Source organism: Variovorax sp. GW458-11-26-14-LB1 (assembly GCF_059423965.1).
In genome coordinates this window covers 87157-108436 of the sequence record NZ_JBWKYW010000020.1, presented here as the reverse complement: position 1 = coordinate 108436, position 21280 = coordinate 87157, and the positions used below count along the sequence as shown (strand labels likewise).

The 21280-nt window shown below is 69.2% G+C and carries 16 protein-coding genes; 5 read left to right on the top strand and 11 right to left on the bottom strand.

What is annotated here, in order from left to right:
• The first annotated feature begins 114 nt into the window (after positions 1-114).
• The 5 genes from AC07YS_RS15605 to AC07YS_RS15585 are packed head-to-tail and all read left to right on the top strand — an operon-like array spanning position 115 to position 4722.
• Positions 115-504 carry an S-adenosylmethionine decarboxylase family protein gene (locus AC07YS_RS15605; RefSeq protein WP_062473535.1) on the top strand — a complete coding sequence of 130 codons (390 nt, stop codon included), beginning with the start codon at positions 115-117 and terminating at the stop codon, positions 502-504.
• Between the two features lie 14 nt (positions 505-518).
• Positions 519-1247 carry a nucleotidyltransferase family protein gene (locus tag AC07YS_RS15600; RefSeq protein ID WP_495270357.1) on the top strand — a complete coding sequence of 243 codons (729 nt, stop codon included), beginning with the start codon at positions 519-521 and terminating at the stop codon, positions 1245-1247.
• Positions 1244-2188, top strand: coding sequence for a hypothetical protein (locus AC07YS_RS15595; RefSeq protein WP_495270358.1), 945 nt, complete (start codon positions 1244-1246; stop codon positions 2186-2188). Before AC07YS_RS15600 ends, AC07YS_RS15595 begins: the two co-directional genes overlap by 4 nt.
• A 6-nt stretch (positions 2189-2194) precedes the next feature.
• Entirely contained in the window at positions 2195-3586 is a 1392-nt protein-coding gene (locus AC07YS_RS15590; protein ID WP_354345955.1) for an aminopeptidase P N-terminal domain-containing protein, read from the top strand.
• Positions 3583-4722: a hypothetical protein gene (locus tag AC07YS_RS15585; RefSeq protein ID WP_495261307.1), complete on the top strand. Its 1140-nt coding sequence runs from the start codon at positions 3583-3585 to the stop codon at positions 4720-4722. Before AC07YS_RS15590 ends, AC07YS_RS15585 begins: the two co-directional genes overlap by 4 nt.
• Positions 4723-4758: 36 nt before the next feature.
• Here AC07YS_RS15585 and AC07YS_RS15580 read toward each other — a convergent pair whose 3' ends face one another.
• From AC07YS_RS15580 to AC07YS_RS15530, 11 genes are all read right to left on the bottom strand, one after another.
• Positions 4759-5097 carry a DUF3325 domain-containing protein gene (locus AC07YS_RS15580; RefSeq protein WP_319358189.1) on the bottom strand — a complete coding sequence of 113 codons (339 nt, stop codon included), beginning with the start codon at positions 5095-5097 and terminating at the stop codon, positions 4759-4761.
• Positions 5097-6743 (bottom strand): PepSY-associated TM helix domain-containing protein, encoded by a 1647-nt coding sequence (locus AC07YS_RS15575; RefSeq protein ID WP_495261306.1) that lies wholly within the window; start codon positions 6741-6743, stop codon positions 5097-5099. The genes AC07YS_RS15580 and AC07YS_RS15575 overlap by 1 nt, the downstream gene beginning before the upstream one ends.
• A complete protein-coding gene (locus AC07YS_RS15570) occupies positions 6740-7048 on the bottom strand; it encodes a DUF3649 domain-containing protein (protein WP_370680729.1) in 309 nt (102 codons plus the stop codon). The genes AC07YS_RS15575 and AC07YS_RS15570 overlap by 4 nt, the downstream gene beginning before the upstream one ends.
• Before the next feature lie 156 nt (positions 7049-7204).
• Positions 7205-8557 (bottom strand): esterase-like activity of phytase family protein, encoded by a 1353-nt coding sequence (locus AC07YS_RS15565; protein WP_495269365.1) that lies wholly within the window; start codon positions 8555-8557, stop codon positions 7205-7207.
• 74 nt (positions 8558-8631) lie between these two features.
• On the bottom strand, positions 8632-10953 hold the full coding sequence (gene pbpC, locus AC07YS_RS15560; protein ID WP_354345963.1) for a penicillin-binding protein 1C: 2322 nt from the start codon (positions 10951-10953) through the stop codon (positions 8632-8634).
• A 21-nt stretch (positions 10954-10974) separates the two neighbouring features.
• Positions 10975-16977: an alpha-2-macroglobulin gene (locus AC07YS_RS15555; protein WP_495269364.1), complete on the bottom strand. Its 6003-nt coding sequence runs from the start codon at positions 16975-16977 to the stop codon at positions 10975-10977.
• Positions 16978-17100: 123 nt separating this feature from the next.
• A complete protein-coding gene (locus AC07YS_RS15550) occupies positions 17101-17577 on the bottom strand; it encodes a DUF2269 family protein (RefSeq protein ID WP_495269363.1) in 477 nt (158 codons plus the stop codon).
• Positions 17574-17951, bottom strand: a complete 378-nt coding sequence (locus AC07YS_RS15545; protein ID WP_495269362.1) for a DoxX-like family protein — start codon at positions 17949-17951, stop codon at positions 17574-17576. Before AC07YS_RS15545 ends, AC07YS_RS15550 begins: the two co-directional genes overlap by 4 nt.
• Positions 17948-18427 (bottom strand): SRPBCC family protein, encoded by a 480-nt coding sequence (locus tag AC07YS_RS15540; RefSeq protein WP_235926923.1) that lies wholly within the window; start codon positions 18425-18427, stop codon positions 17948-17950. Before AC07YS_RS15540 ends, AC07YS_RS15545 begins: the two co-directional genes overlap by 4 nt.
• Before the next feature lie 7 nt (positions 18428-18434).
• The gene (locus AC07YS_RS15535; RefSeq protein ID WP_495269361.1) at positions 18435-19574 is read right to left on the bottom strand and encodes a saccharopine dehydrogenase family protein; all 1140 of its coding nucleotides are present in this window, start codon (positions 19572-19574) and stop codon (positions 18435-18437) included.
• Entirely contained in the window at positions 19571-21181 is a 1611-nt protein-coding gene (locus tag AC07YS_RS15530) for an FAD-dependent oxidoreductase (protein ID WP_495269360.1), read from the bottom strand. The genes AC07YS_RS15535 and AC07YS_RS15530 overlap by 4 nt, the downstream gene beginning before the upstream one ends.
• Between the last annotated feature and the right edge of the window lie 99 nt (positions 21182-21280).

Below are 21280 nucleotides of genomic sequence, written 5' to 3'. Positions count from 1 at the left end.
GGTAAACGGGAGAACCCGAGATTTTACCGGGCGAGCCGCGCCCGGCCTCGATACAGGGCCAACACTCCGCTGATGCTCTCTTGTGTCGCAGGCCCGGCTGCTAGAGTTGCCCCCATGCAAGGGCTGCACCTCACCGCCGATCTCCACGACTGCCAATGCGGCCTCCAATGGCTCACCGACGGGCGCGCGCTCGGCGAGGTCTGCACCAAGGCCGTGGCCGCCGCCGGGCTGCAGGCCGTGGGCAAGCTGGTCCATGGTTTTCCGGCCACGCCGCAGGGGCCGGGCGGCGTGACGGCCACGCTGCTGCTGGCCGAATCGCACCTGTGCATCCACACCTGGCCCGAGCAGCGCGGCGTGACGCTCGATGTGTACGTCTGCAACTTCGGCGCCGACCACTCGGCCAAGGCGCATGCGCTGATGGCCTGCCTGGTGGCGCTGTTCCAGCCCCGCCACAGCGAACGCAACGAACTGCAACGCGGCCGTGTGGCCGGGTCGGTGCAGTGATGGCGGTGCGCGCGATGATCCTGGCCGCCGGCCGCGGCGAACGCATGCGGCCGCTGACCGACGCCACGCCCAAGCCCCTGCTCGAAGTGCGCGGCAAGCCGCTGATGCAGTGGCCGATGGAAGCGCTGGCCGACGGCGGCTTCACCGAGCTGGTGGTCAACACCGACTGGCTGGGCGCGCAGGTCGCCGCCCGGTTCGGCGCGCGCCCCGTGCTGGACGGGCGTGGTGCGCTGTCCATTTCGTATTCCGACGAGGGCCGCGACTTCGGCGGCGCGCTCGAAACAGCGGGCGGCATCGTGCGCGCGCTGCCGCTCCTGGGCGAGGTCTTTTGGGTCGCGGCCGGCGACGTGTTCGCGCCCGGCTTTCGCTTCACCCAGGCCGCCGTCGACCGCTTCCTGGCCAGCGGCAAGCTCGCCCACCTGTGGCTGGTGCCGAACCCGGCGCACAACCTCAAGGGCGACTTCGGCCTCTCGGCCGACGGGCTCGCGCTGAACCTGGCGGCAGAGAAATACACCTTCTCGACCATCGGCCTGTACCGCGCTGCGCTGTTCGCGCCGCCGTACTGCGACATCCAGGCCGGCAACCCGGGCGGCGCCAAAGCCCCGCTGGCACCGATCCTGCGCGCCGCCATGGACAACCAGCAGGTGAGCGCCGAGCTCTACACCGGCGACTGGACCGACGTGGGCACGCCGCAGCGCCTGCAGCAACTCAACGCCGGGGTCGCGCCGGCAGCGGGCGCATGACGCTCGCGCCGCTGCCCGACGCCCTGCGCCTGCTGCCGCAGCGCCTGCAGGACCTGGCCCTGGCCACCGCCGCCGAACGCAACGACGGCGCGCCCGAAGACCCGCTGACCGTCCCGCTCTACGTGAGCGACTTCACGCGCCTGAGCCTCGCGCCCATGCGCCAGGGCTGGCACGTCGAATACTTCGGCGACACCTGGGGCGACGCCTTCGACGAAACCCTGGCCTGCCTGAGCCGGCAGGACGTGGCCGACTGCATCACCTCGCTGTCGTTCAGCGGCCCCGACAGCGGGGCCAACGGCTCGCGCGAATGGATGTTCACGCCGCTGCTCGACAGCCCGGTGATGTTTCCCCGCCTGCGCTCGCTGTTCATCAAGCCGACGCAGCCGGAAGACCACAACCAGTCGCTCGTCTGCACCAGCGACGGCATCCTCGAGGAAGGCGGCGACATCGCGCGCTGGGTGCGCAAGACGCCGCACCTGAGCGAACTGACGGTGCCGAACGCGCCGAACGCCGACTTCTTCGCCGTGCCGCTGCCGCAACTGACCAGCCTGTGCGTCGGCGCCCATTTCGACACGCAGCACTTCATCCGCCACCTGGCCGCCGCAACGCAGCTGCCGGGCCTCAGGCTGCTGGATTTTTCCGAATCCACCGAGCAGCAGATGGCGTGGCCGGCCGACCGGACGCCCGGCGGCATCACGGCCTTCGCAGACTACGAGGCCTTGCTGCACAGCCCCGTGGGCGCGCAGCTGCGCGTGCTGAGGCTGCGCAACACCTGCCTCGACCTGGCCCAGCTGCAGCAGCTGCAGGGCGTGCGGCAGCGGCTGCAATTCATGGTCATCCAGTCAACGATCGGCGGCTACGTCAGCCACTTTGCACAGGATGTGTTCCCATGGCGGCATCTGGTACCCGCGGACCCCGGACTTGCACCGTATCGAAAGTGAAATCCCATGCTCAATGACACCACGATCTACGCCGAGCGCCGCGCGCGCCTCGCCTCGCAACTGGGCAAGGACGGCATCGCCATCGTCCCCACCGCGCCCGAGCGCCAGCGCAACCGCGACAGCGACTTCCTGTTCCGCCACGACAGCTACTTCTACTACCTGACCGGCTTCACCGAGCCGAACGCGTGGCTGGTGCTGGCGGGCGACGGCCGCGCCACGCTGTTCTGCGCACCGAAAGACCTGGAGCGCGAGATCTGGGACGGCTACCGCCTCGGCCCCGACGCCGCCCCCGCCGCGCTGGGCGTGGACGAGGCCTTCTCGGTGAACGACCTCGACGCGAAGTTGCCGAAGCTGCTCGAGAACCGCTCGACCGTGTGGTTCCCCTTCGCCACCCACAAGGGCCTGGAAACCCGCATCGACGGCTGGCTGCAGTCGGTGCGCGCGCGCGTGCGCTACGGCGCGCTGTGCCCCGAGGAACAGCGCGACCTGTGCGGCCCGCTCGACGAGATGCGCCTGGTCAAGGACGCGCACGAGCAGGACATCATGCGCCGCGCCGCACAGATCAGCGCCCGCGCCCACATCCGCGCGATGCAGCTGTCGGCCCGCATGCTGCGCGAGGGCAAGGACGTGCGCGAGTACCACCTCGACGCCGAGCTGCTGCACGAGTTCCGCCTGGGCGGCTCGCAGTACCCGGCCTACGGCTCCATCGTCGCGGCCGGCGCCAACGCCTGCGTGCTGCACTACCGCGCCGACGCCGCGCCCGTGCGCAAGGGCGAGCTGGTGCTGATCGACGCCGGCTGCGAACTCGACGGCTACGCCAGCGACATCACCCGCACCTTCCCGGCCGACGGCAAGTTCAGCGGCCCGCAGCGCGCGCTGTACGACCTGGTGCTCGCCAGCCAGGACGCCTCGGCCGCCGCCACCAAGGCCGGCAACCGCTTCAACGACCCGCACGATGCGGCCGTGAAGGTGCTGGCGCAGGGCATGCTCGACCTGGGCCTGCTCGACGGCAACAAGGTCGGCAGCGTCGACGACGTGATCGATTCGCGCGCCTACTTCCAGTTCTACATGCACCGCACCGGCCACTGGCTGGGCATGGACGTGCACGACTGCGGCAGCTATGTCGAACCCACGCAGGTGGGCGAGGTGAGCGAGCGCAAGGACCCGCTGTCCAACGAGCTCATCAAGAACCGCCCGAGCCGCATCCTGCACCCGGGCATGGTGCTGACGCTGGAGCCCGGCATCTACGTGCGGCCCGGCGAAGGCGTGCCCGAGAAATTCCACAACATCGGCATCCGCATCGAAGACGACGCGATCGTCACGGCCACGGGCTGCGAACTGATTTCGCGGGGGGTGCCGGTGAAGGCGGATGAGATCGAGGCGTTGATGCGGGGGTGAACACCGTCCGCAAGCGGCGCGCCAGGCTGGTGGACGACCGCCCGCCGTATTGGATGCAGCAGTGGCTGCTGCATCACAAGGAATCGGACCGGTTCGATGGACGTGAGTACCGCATCTACGACGTCCACGCGTCCAAGGGGACGCCACTGTCCTCGGTCTGCGCCGAAGGCGTGATTTCGCGGATCAGCGATACCGCACTGGAATTGCGGGAGCCCGAGTCCGTCGTGTCCGCCTATGCGATCTGGTTCGGTCTGCTGATGGCCGCGCCGCTGGTGGCATTGCTGTTCCATGTAGACATACCCCAGACGATCATGGGCACGCTGATCGCGCTCTGGTTGATCGGCGTGACGCTGTACGCCGTGATTTTCGGCGCGCGCTCGATTTTCATGACCTTCAGGGAGGTGCTGCGCCCCTCGCCGTTGACCGTCGGGATTCTGTGCGACCGGCGCAACCAAAGGCTGTGGTGGCGCGAGGAAGGGAAGGACCGCTGGGTCGCGTGGGAGCGCATCCGTGTCGCCCATCGCAAGGGATGCCCCGCGACGCAGACCTCCGAAGACTTGCGTCTGCTGATGCTGAACAAGGACGATGCCCTCGTCACCACAATGGAGCAGGGCACGGAGCCATTGACGTTGCCGCTGCCGAGCTGGGGCTTCGGTCATCGATGCACGCAATCGCATGAGAACGAGACGTGCAAGGCCGTCGTCGACTTCATCGCGGTGTTCATGCGTCACGGCCCCGAGCAATTGCCCGCCACCCGCTGGCGGACACCGGAACACGACCGCGAACGCCTGTTCCTGGACCTGGCTGGCACCCTGAATTTTTTCGCCGGGCCTCGTGCGCATGCATCAAGACCGTTGCGCGCCTTCTGCGCCGTGCTGATGGCACTGGCCGCACCGCTCCTGCTGCCACCGCAATGGCTGCATGCGCTCGCCGAATTTCGGCGTCGGCCGAGCGAATGGTCGGAAGCCACCCTGCAGGCGGTCGGGATCGATTCGCCGACGACCCGCCTGGCCGTGCCCGCGGGCAGCCGCCCGTTGCACGCGCCGCTCGATCAGGAGCAACGCGCTCTGGCGTGGATCTGGATCGCCACCGCCTTCGCGACCTACCTCATCGTGGGTTGGAAGATCGTCCACTGAGTGCGCGGACGGGTGCGGGCCCGGATGCCCGCGCGATCACAAGCAGAACAGCAGACTGAGAAACGCAACGCCCCCTGCTGCAGACGCGATCCAGTGAAAGCGATGCGGCAACCCGCTCAGCAGCCCCACCGTCGCCAGCGCCGCCGCCGTGAGCGCCCCGAGCCACAGCACCCACCCCACCGACCCGCCCGCCGCCTCCAGGCTGGCCCACAGCGACAGGCACAGCAGCGCCGTCCCGCCGAGCTGCAGCCAGCGGCGCCAGGCACCCGGCGTGCTGCCGCGGCCGAAGACGTCTTCGCTGTGGCGGTCCATCGCGAGGCTCAGCGCACAGAAGCCGGCCAGCGAGGCGGCGAACACCAACCCGAGCAGCGGCATCACGACCCCTGGCCCGACGCTGCGAGCTCTGTCGGCGGCGGCTTGACTGCCTTCTTCGGCGCGGCCAAAGCCTTGCGGCGCTTGCGCTCCACCAGCCAGGTCGCACCCGCCAACCCCAGGCCGAGCGCGATCGCCACGAGGTCGAAGCCCGCCACCGAACTCGGGCCGCTGCGCAAGCTCACGGTGAGCGGCGCGGGGCCGGTGAAGGCGTTGAGCACCGGCAACAGTGCGAACAGCAGCGCGCCGAGCGCAAGCTGCGCCTGCCACATGCGCAGGGTCGGGCGCAGCAGGCCCAGCACGGCGGTGGCGCCCCAGACGATGAAGAACCAGCGGATCTCGGCCTCGTTGCGGCCGGCCACGTCGACCGGCAGCAGGCGGTTGGCCCAGAAGAAGGCGGCCATCGCCACGGGCAAGCCCGCGATCGCGCCGAGGTTCAGGCCGTCGACGAGCCGCAGGCCGAAGCCGATGCGTCCGCCCTGCTTGAGGGTCTTGGCGTATTTCTGGCGCTCCTTCACGGCCCACAGCAAGAGGCCCGTCGCCACCATCAGGCAGCCCGCCAGGCCCGACACGAAGAACAGCGCGCGCAGCAGCGGATCGGCAAAGCGGCCGATGTGCAGGCCGTAGAGCACGCCGCGCGTTTCGGCCGCGGCCTTGGGCACGTCGCCGAAGGTGCCGATGAGCGCGCCGGTCGTGCCGTTGAACTGCATGCTGGGCTGGTCGTACGACAGGTGCCGGCCTTCGGCCCGCGTGAGCGAGACCACGGCGTTGGCGTCGTTGGGCTGGTGCACCACGATGCGGCCGACGGGCGCGCCTTCCCAGTGGGCCGTGGCCTGCGCCACCATGGGCGCGAGGGGCGCCAGCGCGGCCTTCGTGCCCGAGGCCTTGATCTGCGTGCGCACGCCGCCCGGGAAGGCCTCGGCGAAGAAGGTGTCGTTGCCGCCGTGCGCCTTGTAGGCCACCTGCGGCCCCCACGGCATGTACATGAACATCAGCGTGACCAGCCCGGTGTAGGTGATCATGGCGTGGTACGGCAGCGCGAGCACGGCGGTGACGTTGTGCGCGTCGAGCCACGAGCGCTGGCCCTTCTTCGGGCGGAAGGTGAAGAAGTCCTTGAAGATGCGCTTGTGCGTGACGATGCCGCTGACGATGGCCACGAGCATGAACATCGCGCAGAAGCCGACGATCCAGCGCGCCCAGAGCGCGGGCATGTAATGCAGGTCGAAATGCAGGCGGTAGAAGAACTCGCCGCCGCGCGTCTCGCGCGGCGCGGTGATCGCCTGGCCCGTGGCCGGGTCGAGCATGGCGCGGTCGAAGCTGCGGCGCCGGTCCACGGGCGGCGAACCGGGTGGCGGCGGCTTGGCCCACAGCAGACTCACGCCGGGCTCGCGCTCGGTGGGCAGGGTGATGAACCAGCGCGTGGCATCGGGCGCGTGGCGCTGCATGAAACCCAGCGCGTTGTCGGCGGCCACCGGCTGCGGCACCGTGCCAGGCGCCACGGCGTGCAGCTCCGGCTTCATCCAGAAGGTGATCTCGTCCTTGAAGTACGAGGCCGTGCCGGCCGCGAACACCATGAAGAGCACCCAGCCGACCAGCAGGCCCGACCAGGTGTGCAGCCAGGCCATCGACTGACGGAATCCTTCCTTCATGCGGCACCTCCGCCGCCCTGGGTCCACAGCAGCAACAGCAGACCCTGCAGGGCCGCCGCGATGGCAAGGCCGGTCCAGGCGCGCCACGCCGAGCGCGCCGCGAAGACCCACATCACGGCCACGGCGTAGACGAGGAAGGAGGCCAGCGTGCCGGTCAGCGCGGCTTCGCTGCGCGCCATGCCGAAGAGGGCAGGCAGGCCCAGCGCGAGCACGGCGGCCGACAGCGCGGCGACGCCGTAACCGCCCGCGATGGCGGCGACGGCCCGCGACGCGACGCCCATCCGGTAGCGGAGGCCGGCGCTCACGACGGGCGCCGGACGACGTGCGAGGTCGTTCGGAAATTCATGGGACAGAGGGAGAGGAGAAACCTGGAGAATGAGAATCATACTCATCTTCTGGGTTTTTCTCGCCCCCGCCCATCCCGCGAGCGGGGCCTTGAAAGGCGGGCGCCGCCGTACGCCTTACTTCGCCTGCAGCAACGCGCCGGCTTCGAGCAGTACCAGCTCGTTGTCGTCTGCCTTGTTCGGCTCGCGGCTGCTGGAGAACGGCAGGTTGTTGTCGTTGCCGACGACGATGTGGGTGGCGTCGACCACGTCGACGTTCTCGATGGTGAAGAACGGGAACTTGAGCACGCCGTCGTTCAGCGGCTTGCGCGCGAGCTTGTTCGGGTCGGCGATGTTCAGCAAGTCGATGTAGCCGATCTTGCGCACCGCGCCGCCCACGTTCGCGTCGCTCAGCTCGACCTTGTAGACGCGCTTGAACTTCGCGATGTCGTGGAAGCAGTCGGTGCGCTTCTGGCCTTCGGGGCAGGCCTTGTCGCTCGTGCCCTCGCCGTTGTCGCGCTCGATGATCAGGCCGGTGGTGCCGTCGATCATGTTGAAGTCGCCGATGGCGTGGCCGTTGGCTTCGAGCACGTACTTCCAATGGCGGCCCGTCCACTTCTCGGTCGCGACGTCGAACTCCAGCACGCGCAGCGCTTCCTTGCCGTCGACCTTCTCGTAGTCCTTGACCTCGGCGTTCCACACCGGGCCTTCGAGCAGTGCATAGAGCTTGCTGCCGTCCTTGGACGAGGCCATGCCTTCGAAGCCCTTGGAGCGCTTGATCTGGAAATCGACCGCGCCGCCCGGCGCGCCCGGCGTGGTCACGGCCGGATGGTCGGGCGAGCGCACGGCCTTGCCGTCCACCTGCGTGTCGAACACGGCGAGCACCTTGCCCTTCAGGTCGGCCTTGATCAGGAAGGGGCCGAACTCCTCGCCGATCCACAGCGCGCCGCCGGCGAACTGGAAGCTCTCGGGATCGAAGTCCGAACCCGTCAGGTAGCGCTGCTTCGTGCCTTCGTGAACGATTCGGAACGGCACCTTCTTGTCGGGGTCGTGCAGGAAGATGGTGTTGATGCGATTGAACTTGCCGCTCTTGAAGTCCACCTTGTAGTGGTTCAGGTAGAGCATGAAGTCGGGCGAGTTGGCCTTCGCGCCGGCGCCGTTGTCGGTGAGGATCCAGAACGAGCCGTCGTCCATCTTCTTGATGCCCGAGTGGCCCTGCAGCGGTTGGCCCTTGAAGGGCACCGAGACGCCAGTGCCGCGGCCGGCCGAGAGGCCTTCGACGGTGCCCAGCGCCTCGACGCGCTTGCCGGTGGTGAACTTGCCGCTCGCTTGCAGGTCGGCGGGCGCGTCTTTCGGCGCGGCGACGAAGCTCTGCGCGGGCAGCACGGCGTGGCCGGCGAGCGTGGCGGGAAAGGCGGTCTGGGCCACTGCGCCACTGCAGGCGAAGGCGGTGGCCAGGGCGACCAGAGAGAGGGAAGCGAAGCGCGTCATGAACGAAAAATCTTTCAGTCGAAAACGCGTGACCTTGCCGGGCAGGCGTGACGCCGCCGTGACATCCGCTCAACTCAAGGTGCGATGTCCACCGTCACTTCACGCGACTCGGCGCGGCCCTGGTCATCGACCGCGCGCAGCACGTAGCGCCGTCCCGATTCGGCCATGTCGGGCATCCACGTGATGCCTTCGCCGGGCGACGCCTTGCCGATCAATGCATCGTCGGCGAACCAGTAGATCGTCTGCGTGCCCGCCGCCGCTTCGGCGCGCAGCACGAGCGGCTCGGGCTTCTTCACGCGCAGCGTGTGCCGCACGCCGCGCAAGGGCGAGGTGATGAGCGGTGCCGTCTCCGAGGCCTCGCCCTTCTCGCAGCCGTCGGTCGGCAGGCTCGCGCGCGGCAGGCCCGCCTGGCGGAACAGCCGTCGCATGTCGCTGCCCCATTGCTCGACCACCTGCTGGCGCGCATTGGGCTGCGGCCCGCACACCACCTTGCCGGTCGTTTCATCGACCCACACGGCGCGGTGCAGGTTGCTGACCTGGATCGGCGACTTGCCGGCGATGAACCATGTCGTGGTGCGCACCGGGCACAGCGCATCGGGCAGCCCGCCCGTCGCGGTGCACACCTCGACCTGGCGCAGGTCCGCCGGCTGTCGCGTCGCGATCTCGCCGGGATCGAGCCGCTCTGCACGCAGCGCATCGACCATGCGCAGGAACAGCGGCGCAGCCGCATCGACGCCCACCAGCGCGGGGTTGCTCGTGCCATCGAAGTTGCCGACCCACACCACGAGCACATGGCGGCCGAACACGCCCGCGGTCCACGCATCGCGAAAGCCCCACGACGTGCCCGTCTTCCATGCGATGGCGGGGCGCGCGGGCAGCGTGGTGTCGGGGCGCGGCGTGTGGCGCAGCATGTCCAGCGTGATGAACGAGGCCTCTTCGCTCAGGAGGCGCAGCGGCTGCACCGGCCGCTCGTCGGGCGCGGGCTGCGTATAGCGCAGCGGCTGCGAGATGCCGCCGTTGGCCAGCGTGGCGTAGAGGCCCGCAAGTTCCTCGGACGTGACTTCGCCGCCGCCCAGCACCAGCGCGAGGCCGTAGTGCGATTCGCTCTGCAGCTTCTGCACGCCCGCGAGCCGCATGAAGTCGTAGAGCCCCGGCTTCGACAGCTTCGCGGCCACGGCCACCGCGGGGATGTTGCGGCTGCGGATCAGCGCTTCCTGCGCGGGCAGCGGGCCGGCGAAGCGGTGGTCGAAGTTCTCGGGTGTGTAGGGGCCGAAGGAGGTCGGTGCGTCCTTCAGCATCGTCTTCGGATGCAGCAAGCCCTGGTCGAGCGCGAGTGCGTAGATGAAGGGCTTGAGCGTGGACCCCGGCGAGCGCTTGGCCTGCGTGCCGTTGACCTGCCCCGCGATGGCGTCGTTGTGCCAGTCGGCCGAACCGATCAGCGCGCGCACCTGCATGGTCGAGGCGTCGAGCAGCAGCGCGCTCGCGTTGGTCATGCCCACGTCGGCATGCGTGCGCAGGTACTGGGCCATCACGCGTTCGAGCGTGGCCTGCATGCGCAGGTCGATGGTGGTGCGCACTTCCTGCACACCGCGCTCCTGCGCGAGCAGCATGTCGGTGGCGTGCGGCGCGAGAAAGGGGAGGCTGCCGCGCGACTGTGCCGAGAGCGCGAGTTGCGCATCGGGCGCATGCTGCTTCGCGGTCGGATCGCGCTCGGCCCACAGCGCCCACAGGCGTTCGCGTGCCGACTGCAGCTCGGCATTGCGACCGCGCTCGGCAATGCGCTTGACGGGGTTCTGCGGAATCACCGCGAGCGTCAGCGCCTCGGGCAGGCTGAGCTTGGCGGCGTCCTTGCGGAAGTAGATGAGGCTCGCGGCCTGCACGCCTTCGATGTTGCCGCCGTAGGGCGCGGTGTTGAGGTACGCCTCGAGGATCTCGCGCTTGCTGAAGCGCGCTTCGAGCCAGAGCGCCGCGCCGATCTGCGCGATCTTGCCCATGGCCGTGCGGCTGTCGATGCCGTAGACGCGCCGCGCCAGCTGCATCGTGAGCGTCGAGCCGCCCTGCCGGCGCTCGCCGCTCGCGATGCGCCAGGCGCTGCGCGCGAGCGCGGCGGGGTTGACGCCTGGGTGGGCGTAGAAGCGGCGGTCTTCGTACAGCAGCACGGCATCGACCAGCGTCGGCGAGATGCGGTCGAGCGGCACCCAGAGGCGGTATTGCTCGTCGCTTGCGAGGGTCAGGCGCAGCAGTTCACCGCCCTGCGCGTACACGGCGCGCGAGCTGCCGACGGTTTCGCTGAGGGGCGCGTGCGGCCAGAGACGCAACAGCGTGAGCAGAAAGGCAACCGCCAGCGCCCACAGCGCAGGCTTGCGCAGCCTTCCCGACTTCACGCTGAAGCGCATGACGGCCTCCGCTGCCTGGCGTCAGTTCGCGACGACCTGGAAGCGCGCACCGGCCGAGCGCGAATACACACGCCGGTCGTACATCGCCTCGCCATACGCCGCAGGCACCACGAAATCGCCGACGTTGGTGGCGCGCGCCTTGTAGGTCACTTCGAGCAGGTTCTTGTCGACGGCGCCGTAGAACACCACACGGTCTTCGCGGATGTCGGCGTACTGCACCTTCCACGAGCCGCCGCCACCGAGGCGCTTCTTCCAGATCGGTGCATCGGCATTGGCTTCCTGGTCGTCGCCCACGGCCTGCAGCACCGGCTCCAGGCCGCCTGGCAGCAGGTCGACCAGCGCCACGTCGTTGAGCTGTGCGCGCTCCAGGCTGCGCACGCGCACCCGCACGGTGACCTCTTCGCCAAGCTTGGCCTTGGTGATCGGGTTGCCCTTGGCATCGAGCACTTCCTGGAAGATCTCCAGGCCCTGGTTCACCGGCGTGGTGGGCACGTTGCGCTCGAAGCCCTGTTCGGCCCAGCTGTAGTACAGGTTGAAGTCGCTGTCGTTCGAGAGCTTGAGCTTGGCCGTGCCGGCGGGCACCGCGGCGCGCGTGATCGGGTTCACCGAGCCCAGCGCGAGCGCCGCAGCCTGCCCTTGTGCATTCACGGTCTGCGCCGTGAGCTTGCCCTCGGCGTTCTGCGCCACCGCTTCGAAGTACGCATCGACCGCGAGCAGCATCGAGGCCGACGACAGGCTGTTGTACCAACCGTCGCGCACCATCGCACCCATGCCTTCCCACACTTCGGGCTTCAGCGTCTTCAGGCGCGAAGGGAAGTGGCGGCCCACCAGGTGCAGCGTCATGCTGTCGTGCACCAGCGGGTCGTAGTACGCGCCCCACACGTTGCGGCGCTGCTTCTTTTCGGTGCGCGCGAGCAGGTCGGACCACACCGGGTTGAGCAGCTCGTTGGCCACTTGCTCCTGCTTCACGAGCTGATAGCTCGCGGCGAGGTACACGGCGCCCAGGTCGTCGCTCCAGCCTTGGGTCTGCTTGTTGCGCCACGCTTCGCGCAGGTTGGCCAGTGCGGCCGGCGCGATGATGCCCTGGCGCGTGAGCAGGTAGGCCGCCTGCGTGCGCTGGCGCCAGCCGTCGAGCGAGGTGTCGCCGCTGCCGAGCCAGCCCTGCAGGTACGTATTCGCCTTCTGCAGCAGGTCTTGCGGCACGGGCAGCTTGTGGTCCTTGGCTTCGATGAGCAGGTGTACCGCGTAGAGCGTGGCGAAGGCATCGGTGCCCGCGCCAGGCCACAACGAGAAACCACCGTCGGCCGTCTGCCGTGCGCGCAGCTGCACGAGGTAGCGCTCGAAGGTCTTGCGCGCCTCGGGCATCGGGCCCTGCTCGGGCGTGCGGCCGCGCGCCATTTCCTTCACCAGCTCGGGGCGGCCCGACAGCAGCACCGCCGGGAAGGTCTGGCTCGTGATCTGCTCGGTGCAGCCGTGCGGGTACACCTCCAGGTACTGCATGAGGCCGGTAGCGAAGGCCCACGGCGCGGCGGACACCGCGACATCGCTCTTGCGGAAGTTCGGGTACAGGTCGGCCTTGCTGCTCAACTCGCCCGCGCGCTGGAAGCTGCCCGCCTGCACCAGCGTGACGAACGGCGACGCGGGCCGCACGCTCACTTCGGTCGACAGGCGCGCGCTGAAGGTCTTGTGCGTCGAGGTGAACACCAGTGCCGACGAACCCAGCACCGCCTGCTCGCCCGGCTTGGCGCGCACGTTGAACCTGGTGCTCGCTTCGCCGCGCTCGTTGACCTTGAGCGTCTGCGTCGCATCGCCCACCACTTCGAGTCCGCCCGAGGCGGTGAGCGTGAGCGCAATGGGCACGTCCTTGCCCGAACCCACGATGTTGTTCGCGAGGCCCACGCCCACTTCGACGGTGTCGCCGGGCGCCATCGCAAGCGGTGCGTTCGGCAATATCACCATGTCGCCGCGCACCACGGTGCGGGTGCTCTTGGCGGCGGTGGTCTCGTCGTTCACCGCGACGGCCATCACACGCAGGCTGCCGTTGAAACTCTCGGGCACGGTGTAGCTGAACTCGCGGCTGCCGTTCACATCGACCAGCCCCGACCAGTACGCCACCGGCTTGTCGCGCTTGCGCTTGAACGGATTCAGGTGCTTGCCGAGCTCGCCTTCGCCATCGCCGCCGGGCGCTGCACCCTGCATGAGCTTCTTGAACTCCGGCAGGATCAGGTCGAGCGTCTGCAACGTGCCCACCTCGAGCGCGCGCTTCTGGAAGAAGTGCTTGAGCGGATCGGGCGTCTTGTAGCGCGCCACCTGCAGGATGCCTTCGTCCACCGCGAAGAGCACGGCGCGCGTGGGCTTGTCGCTGGTGAGCTTCATCTTCACCGTCTGGCCGGGCTTCACGAGTTCGCTGCTGGTGAGCTGCAGGTTGGCGGTGCGTTTGGCGAGGCTGGTGGCGAAAGGAATGACGCCGTACGACAGCGGGCTCATGTAGACCTCGTCCGAGGCCGGGTCGCGCACGAAGTGCACGTTGATGTAGCCGGTGCCCTCGAAGTCCTTGGGCAGCACGATCTTCTGCACCGAGGCGGTCTTGTCGGTCTTGAACCATGCGTGGGCGTAGACCTTGTCGCGCTCGATGGTGATGAGGCCTGCACCCACGTACGGCGCGCGGATGCTCACCTCGATCTCCTGGCCCGGCTCGTAGTCCTTGCGGTCGAGCGTGAGCTGCAGTTCGGCGTTGCGGTCCAGCGAGCGCGAGACGTTCGCGTTGCCCGCCACGCTGTACTCGACGCGGCTCAGCTCCAGCCCGCCGGCATTGCGCACCACGTAGGCAAAGTTGCCGGGCGTGGAGGTGTTCAGCGCGATGGTGTTGCCGGCCGCGACGATGGCCAGCGGCTTCTCGTCGATCACGATTTCCTTCTTGCGCGACTCGTAGCGGTACAGGCCGTTGTCCTGCTTCACGAGCACCGACAGCACCTTGCGCTCCACGCGCTCGATCTTCAGGGCGTCCACGGCCGTCTTCTTGGCCTGCGGGTCGATCGCGATCACGGTCGCATTGCGCGCGGCGCCCTTGCTCACGTAGCTGGTGTCGCCATCGACCTTCACGCCCACGAGGTAGGGCATATCGCTCACCAGCGTCTGCGCCTCGGCCGAGACGCTGCGTCCGCCCTCGGGCTCGAAGGCCTTGGCGAGCACGTGCACCTGGTAGGTGGCGGCATCGAAGCGCGAGAGGCGCAGGTCGAACTCGGCCTTGCCTTCGGCGCTGGTCTGCACGCTGCCCAGATCGTCGACCTGTTTTTCGGTGGCGCGCTGCGGATCGAAGAAGGCGTAGTCGGCGAACGCGCGGAACACCGGGAAGGCCGGGCTCAGCGTGAGCGTGCCTTCCACCTTGCGGTCGGGCGCGGGCGTGCCGAAGAGGTTCTGCACGTCGATGAGCGCCTTCAGGTCCTTGGGCTTGACCCAACCTTCGGCGACTTCGCTGCTGAGCTTGGCGACGACCTTGGTGCGGTCGGGCAGGAACTCCTGCACCTTCACCGTGGTGCTGCCGATCAGCAGGCCCTGCACCTCGGGGTTGCCGGGCGAGGATTCGCGCGGCAGGTAGAGGTTGACGGTGTAGTTGCCGGTGGGCGAGGTGTCCTGCGTGGCGTGGGCGATTTCCGCCGCGCCGCCGGGGCCGAGCTTGAGCTTCTCGCGGCGCACGCTGAGGCCGCGCGCGTCGATGATCTCGGCCTCGAGCGGCAGGTCGCGCAGCGACGTGGCCCAGTTGCCGGCCTTGACCATCATCGCGATGTGCATCGTGTCGCCCGGGCGGTAGATGCCGCGGTCGCTGAACACGTACGCGGTCATCTGGTTCGGCACGCCGGCCGCGCGCAGGCCACCGACGTCGAAGCGCGAGATGTCGAGCGTGCGGTCGCTGCGGTTGAAGGGCAGGAAGCTCAGGTCGCCGTCCTTGCGCACCACCAGCACCACGGGCGCTTTCTCGCGCTGGTAGCCGGCCAGGTTGGGCAGCTTGGCAGCGCCCGTGGCGTCGGTGGATTGCGACGCGACGATCATGCCGTTGCGGCCCCAGACCTCGACCAGCGCACCGGCCACCGGCTGTCCGTTGGCAATACTCTGCACGAACACGTCGCGCGTGCCGTCTAGCGACTTCTTGGCGACGATGCCCAGGTCGGTGACGAGCACCAGGCGCTGGTCCTTCTGATCTTCGGGGTTGCCGCTTTCGGGGTCGCCTTCGCCTTCCGATGGCTGTTCTTCCTGTTGTTCCTCTTCGGACTGCGTCGCATCGCCTTCGGCCTTCTTCTTGGCCTTGGGGTCGTAGCCCTGCACCTTGAGCAGGAACACGCCGCGGCGGTCGGCCACGTCGCTGCGCAGGTACTGCGCGAAGTCGACGGTCTCGTAGTGCGCCTTGCCGGCGGGGATGCTGAGCGGGATCTCCTTCTGGAAGCGGTCGACGAGGTTGTCCGACTGCAGGCCGCTGTTGAACTGCGGATGCGCGAAGTCGCCGTTGGTCTGCGTGACCAGGTGCTGCAGCTGCTGCGGCAGCAGGCGCCCGATTTCCAGGCGGATGCCGGGCAGGTCGCGCACCAGGATCGGCAGCTTGCGCTCGCCCGACAGCGCGAGCAGCGAGCCCTGGCTCATGATGGTGAGTTCGGGCGCGAAAGTCTTGAGCAATCGAACGTCTTGCCGCGCCGCGCCGAGCTGGTAGCCGCCCGGCGTCTTCAGGCCCTTGGCCACGCGCACCAGCAGGTAGCGGCCGCCCTCGGCTTGCGGGAGGCGGAAGCTGACCATCTCGGTCACTTCGCGTTCGCTGGCGATAGGCTGCAGATTGATCTTCTTCGCGCGGCGCAGCACGGCGTCGGTGACCTTCGAGGGGTCGGCGGACCAGTCGAACTTTTCTTCGGGGTCGCCCTTGGCTTCTTCCGTGGCGGGCAGCAGCCAGGCCTGCACCACTCGCGCCATTTCGCGCTCGTGCACCGGCATCGAGGCGGTGACGTGCATCACATGCTCGGGCTCGCCGTTCTCGCCCGTGACGATGGTGGGGTCGATGCTCGAGATGTCGAGGCTGAAGAGGCCGGGGATGTCGACCGCGCGCGAGATGTCGTTGCGCTGGCCGGGGCCGCCCTTCTGTGCGACCGCGCCGGAGGTGAGGCTCAGCACCACGGGGCGCGTCTTCTCGGGAATGGGCAGCGGCTCGGACTGGAGGGTGGCGGTGAGGCGCAGCTTGTCGTAGCTGACGGTGAACTTCTCGCTCGCGCATTTGCCCACGCTGAAGATCGAGGTGCCGCAGGCCTGGTCATAGGTCAGCACCAGGCGCTTTTCGAACTCTGCCGTGTTCACGGGGTGCGAGAAGCGCACCTGGAAGAGCGCGCGCCGCACGTTGGCCTGCACCGGGTCTTGGTAGAACTCCGCGCCCGCGATGCGCGCGTTGAATTCGGGCGATGTGAACTCGTACTTGCGCTGCTCGATCTCGATGTGCGGCGCGAGTGCGTCCTTCGCCAGCTGCACCTTGTAGGGCTGGCCGACCGGCCAGTCCTGCGCGGGCAGGAATTCGAGCTTCTTCTGGCTGCTCCACGACCAGCGCCCCGCAATGGCGGGCTCGATGCTGACGCCGGTCGCCTCCTGGCCGATGCGCGCGATCGGCGCGACCGAGGCGGAGAAGTTGATGACGACCGGGTTGGGCCCCTTGTCGTTTTCGATCTGCGTGCGCGGCGGCGGCACGATCTGCGCGGTGGAAACGACGGGCTCGACGCGGTCGGGCGTGAGGCCGTGCCACCACTTCAGCACCTGCGGGCTGGCGAACCAGCCGGCCAGCACCAGCAACGCCAGCAGCACCACCCAGGCCAGCCGTTGCTGCAGCCACTGAAGCCCGAAGAGAAGAAAGGCGCCCACGATGCGCAGCCACCCCGGGGGTCGCCAGGAACCGATGAGTCCGCGTGCCAGCGGACGCAGGAACCCGAGCACGCGGCCCAGTCCGGTGAAGAGCACGTCGCTGAGCGACGCGAGTTTTCGATTGGCAACTTGAAGCATGGACGCTCCCCCGATGTTTTTGTTGGCGCCTGACAGTCTCTGCCCGGTCTGTGAAGCCATGGCGCTGTGTGTGAAGTCTGCGTGAAAACCGCACAGGGCCCGCGCACCGGCCCGTCTCGAACGTCAGAACGAAAGTGCGGGCTTGTTCACCATCAGCCAGAACACGATGGCCATGGCCACGAAAGCCGGGTAGCCCAACAGTTCCCAGTAGCGCTGGTAGCGCAGATACAGCGACGGCAGCGCGGCGCCCTCGCGATGCGCCTGTGCCGCCAGGGCCGCCATGCGGATCTGCAGCCACACCACCGGCAGCCAGCACGCCCCCGCGAACGCGAACAGCCCCAGCGAGAGTGCGAGCCACGGCGTCGACAGCGGCCAGCCCGCCATGTGCGCCAGCGCGAAGCCGGTGACCGGCTGCAGGATGACCGTGGGTGTGGTGAACCACCAATCGGCCCGCACCACCAGCCGGCTCACTACCGCCTGCGCCGGCACGCTGCCGCTGCGGTTGGCAAAGAACATGTAGAAGGCCGACCCCAACCCCGTGCCGACCATCAGCACGCTGGAGACGATGTGCAGCCACTTGAGGACGAGGTAGGTGTTCATGGCGTGGCGCGTCGGTACAAATGCCAGAGCAGCGCGGCGATGGGCAGGTTCTTGAGCAGCGGGCCCAGCGGGTGCAGCCACAGGTCCGGCTGCAGCACGGTCGCCAAGAGCGTCATGGCGAGCATCAACGCGAAGGCGGCCAGGTAGACAGTGCGGCCGGGTCGCAGCCACAGCGCCAGGCCGATCGCCAGATCGGCCGCCGCGCCGCCGACGATCAGCGCCTGCACCAGCCACGGCGGCGAGGCGATGCCTGCGTCGGCCAGCACGCGCCGGCTCTGGCCGTCGAGTTCGACGATGCTGGCGACGGCGGTGAAGAGCCAGACGGCGACGAGGCTCAGGCGCAGCAGGCGGTCGCCGTCACGCGTCCTTGTCATGCCGCATCGCTCCCATGCTGTGCCCGTTGCCACTGAACCACCTCGTCCGCATGCCCCGCGAGAAAGTCGCGCATGCGCGCGAAACGCCGCTGTGTCTGCCGCGCGAAGACCTGGGCCACCACGGGCTCCAGCAACCAGCGCAAGGCTTTCGGTCCGGCTTCGATGGTGTAGACGTAGATCAGCACCGAATGACCGGGCTGTGTGTCCCGGTGTCGCATCGATGCGGCCCAGCGGCTGAAAGGAAAGGAACGGCCGACCATCGAAGCCGCGGCCACATGCGGCCGGTCGAACGTGACGAAGCGCGTGCGCATCGAGAGGCCGCGCAACCAGCCACCGCCGGTGTTCTCGGTTTCCGCGCCCACGAAAGGGCAGGGCGCGCCGCCCACCACGCGGGCGTTGCCGACCAGCGAGTCCCAGCGCGCACGCCAGACGTGATAGTGGAAGGCATCGAAGACCACGTCGGCCGGCGCCGGCATGTCGAATTCAAAGCGCTGGTGTGCCATGGCCTGCTGCGCTTTCGCCTTCGTCGATCACATCCGTCACCATGCCCCAGCGCGCGAACTCGGGGTCGAACTCGGGCAGCGCGAGCAGGCCGGCGCAGGCGTGCGCGCCCACCGGCAGCGCCTCGCCGCGCGCGAGCCGCCGGGCCAGCAGGATGGCGGCCATGCAGGGAATCTCGGGGCCGTGGTTGTCGTCCGCCGCGATGTGCCAGGCGCGGCGCGCGATGGCGCCGTGCGCATCGGTGCCTTCGACGCGCACCACCATGCCGCCCAGCGCGGTGCCGAGCGCATCGAACACGCCGCCCGTCGCGTGCAGCAGTGGCGCCAGCTTCTGCGGTGCGCGCAGCAGGCCTGTGCGGCGCAGGAAAGCCAGGAAGGCGAAGGCCTGCTGGGTCAGGCCGACTTCGAGTGCGGCGCGGAACATGACCGACTGCACGCCGGCGTAGCGCGCGGGAAAGAGCTCGAGGTCGGGGATGTCGCACAAGGCGCCGCGGCGCGGCTTCATGCGGGCGAACTGCACCTTCGCGGGATGGGCCCAGCCGGGCTGCTCGGTCCAGCGGCCGCCCTGCCAGACGCGGATCGGCGCGCCGCAGTAGGCGAGCACGCCCGCGAGCGTGGCTTCGCCGCGCGGTGCGCCTTGTGCCGGCGCGATGCAGATGTCGATGCTGCGCAGGCCTTGCCAGCCGGCGGCGAGGTGGTCGACCACCGCCGACGACAGCGCTGGCACGGTGCTGGCGCCGGCCACGGCGGTGCGGCCCGCGCTGCGGAAGGCCGCGTCCATCGCGGCGGGAAAGTCGCAGACGAAGCGCCGGCCGTCGGCCAGGTCGATGTAGTGCGCGCCGGCGGCCGCCACGGCCTGCGGCACGCGGTAGTCCTGGCCCTGGAACGGGCCGGCGGTGTGGATGACGAGGTCGACGCCCAGAAAGCCCAGCCCCTGCGCGAGGTCGGGCGACTGCGCATCGACGCGCACACCGCGTGCACTGCCGCCCAGCGATTGCGCAAAGGCCGTGGCCCGCTCGAGGTCGCGCCCGCCGACCCACAACTCGATGCCCGCGTCCTGCGCCAGCGCGCGGCTGATGCGCGCACCGAAGTTGCCGTAGCCGCCGAGCACCAGCGTCTTCATGCGAAGCGGGCTCCGGCGATGTGTCCGCGCGTGAACGCTTCCTCGAAGATCGAATAGCCCGACCAGTCCGCGTGCGCGAACGACAGCCGGCCCGCGGCCACGCGGTCGCCGTGCGCGCCGATCTGCGCGAGCAGACCGGGCCGCGGGATCGACATGGCGTGGCCGTAGCGCGTGATCTCGACGCGTGTGGCGAGCGTGGGCAGGTCGGGGTGCGGCACCGACAGCTCGGCCAGCAGCTCGTCGCGCCATGCGGTCCACGGGCGCTCGAGCAGCAGCTGGCGGCCGTCGCCGGTGTCGTAGCCGCTCGGGCCCAGCGGGCGGTACCAGCTGAGCACGGTGCCGCGCGGCGTGGGGTCGAGCGTCTGGTGGCGCGCATCGACATACCCGAGGCCGCGCGTGCCGTAGATCACGTTGTCCCAGCTCGGCGCGGCGCCGACGCGGTCGGCCAGCGGGCCGCGCAGGTGCACGTTGGCGACCAGCCAGGGGGCGTAGCGCACGTGCGCGGCGGCGCTGGTCAGCAGCGGCGGCGGGTTCTCGACCACGCGCGCGGCGATGAAGACAGGCAGCGCGACGATGCAGCGCTCGGCCTGCCAGCGCACCATCGATTTCGACGCGGCATCCCATGCGTCGACCTCGACGCCGGCGCGTCCTTCGGCGATGCGCGTGACGACCTGGCCGGTGTGCAGGCGCCCGCCCAGCGGCGCAGCCAGCTGCTTCGTGAGCCAGCCGTTGCCTTCGGGCCAGGTGAGCACGCCGTCGCGATCGGGGTTGCTGTCATTGACGCTGCCGCTCGCGTCGCCCGGCGCATGGAAGCCGTGCCGGCTTGCGAAGTAGTGGATGCCGGCCCAGGCCGACACTTGCGCGATGCCGGCGCCGTAGTCGTCGCGGCAGCAGTAGTCGAGGTACCAGCGCAGGTGGGCGTCGTCGAAGCCTTCGCGGTCGAGCCAGCCGGCGAAGGGCAGGGCGTCGAGCGCGAGCAGTTCGGGCGTGACGGCGAAGCGCAGCGTGGGAATGGCGAAGTGCGCGGCGTGCTGCAGCGCGTCGATGCGCTGCGCGAAGCGGCGGTACTGCGCCTGCGTGCCGGCGCCCACGTCGTGCACGGGCAGCAACCCGTCCTGCCATTCGCCGCGGAAGAACAGGCGCTCCTGCGGGCTGTGGCAGAGGTGGCGCTCGTCGTAGGTCCAGCGGCCGGCCACGCGGCGGCGCAGGCCGAGTTCCTCGAGCAGGTCCTGCACCTCGTGCGCGTCGTCGCCGGGCGTGGGCAGGTAGTGCGCGCCGAGCGGGCAGGCGATGCCGCCCACGGCGCCGCCGCGCGCGTTGCCGCCGGCGGTGTCCTCGAGTTCGAGCAGCGCGAAGTCGTCGATGCCCGCGAGGCGCAGCGCGCGCGCCGCCGCCAGGCCAGCGACGCCACCACCCGCGATGACGACGCGGGTGCGTTTGACGGTGGCCGGGGCCTGCGACTTGAGCGTGGCGTCGCGCATCGCGTGGCCGCGCGCGACATCGATGCCGGTGAAGCCGCCTTCGATGACCGGCGGTGGCGCCTCGCAGCCGGCCAGCGCCAGGGCGCCTGCACCGGCAGCGACGCCAAGAAAGCCACGGCGCCTCATGGCGCACGGTTCCTTCGTGGAACACCGCGGAACCGGCTTTGCCGGGCCGCAGGTGTTGCCCCCGGTAGGGGGTTGGCGAAGCGACACGAAGTGCGCGCA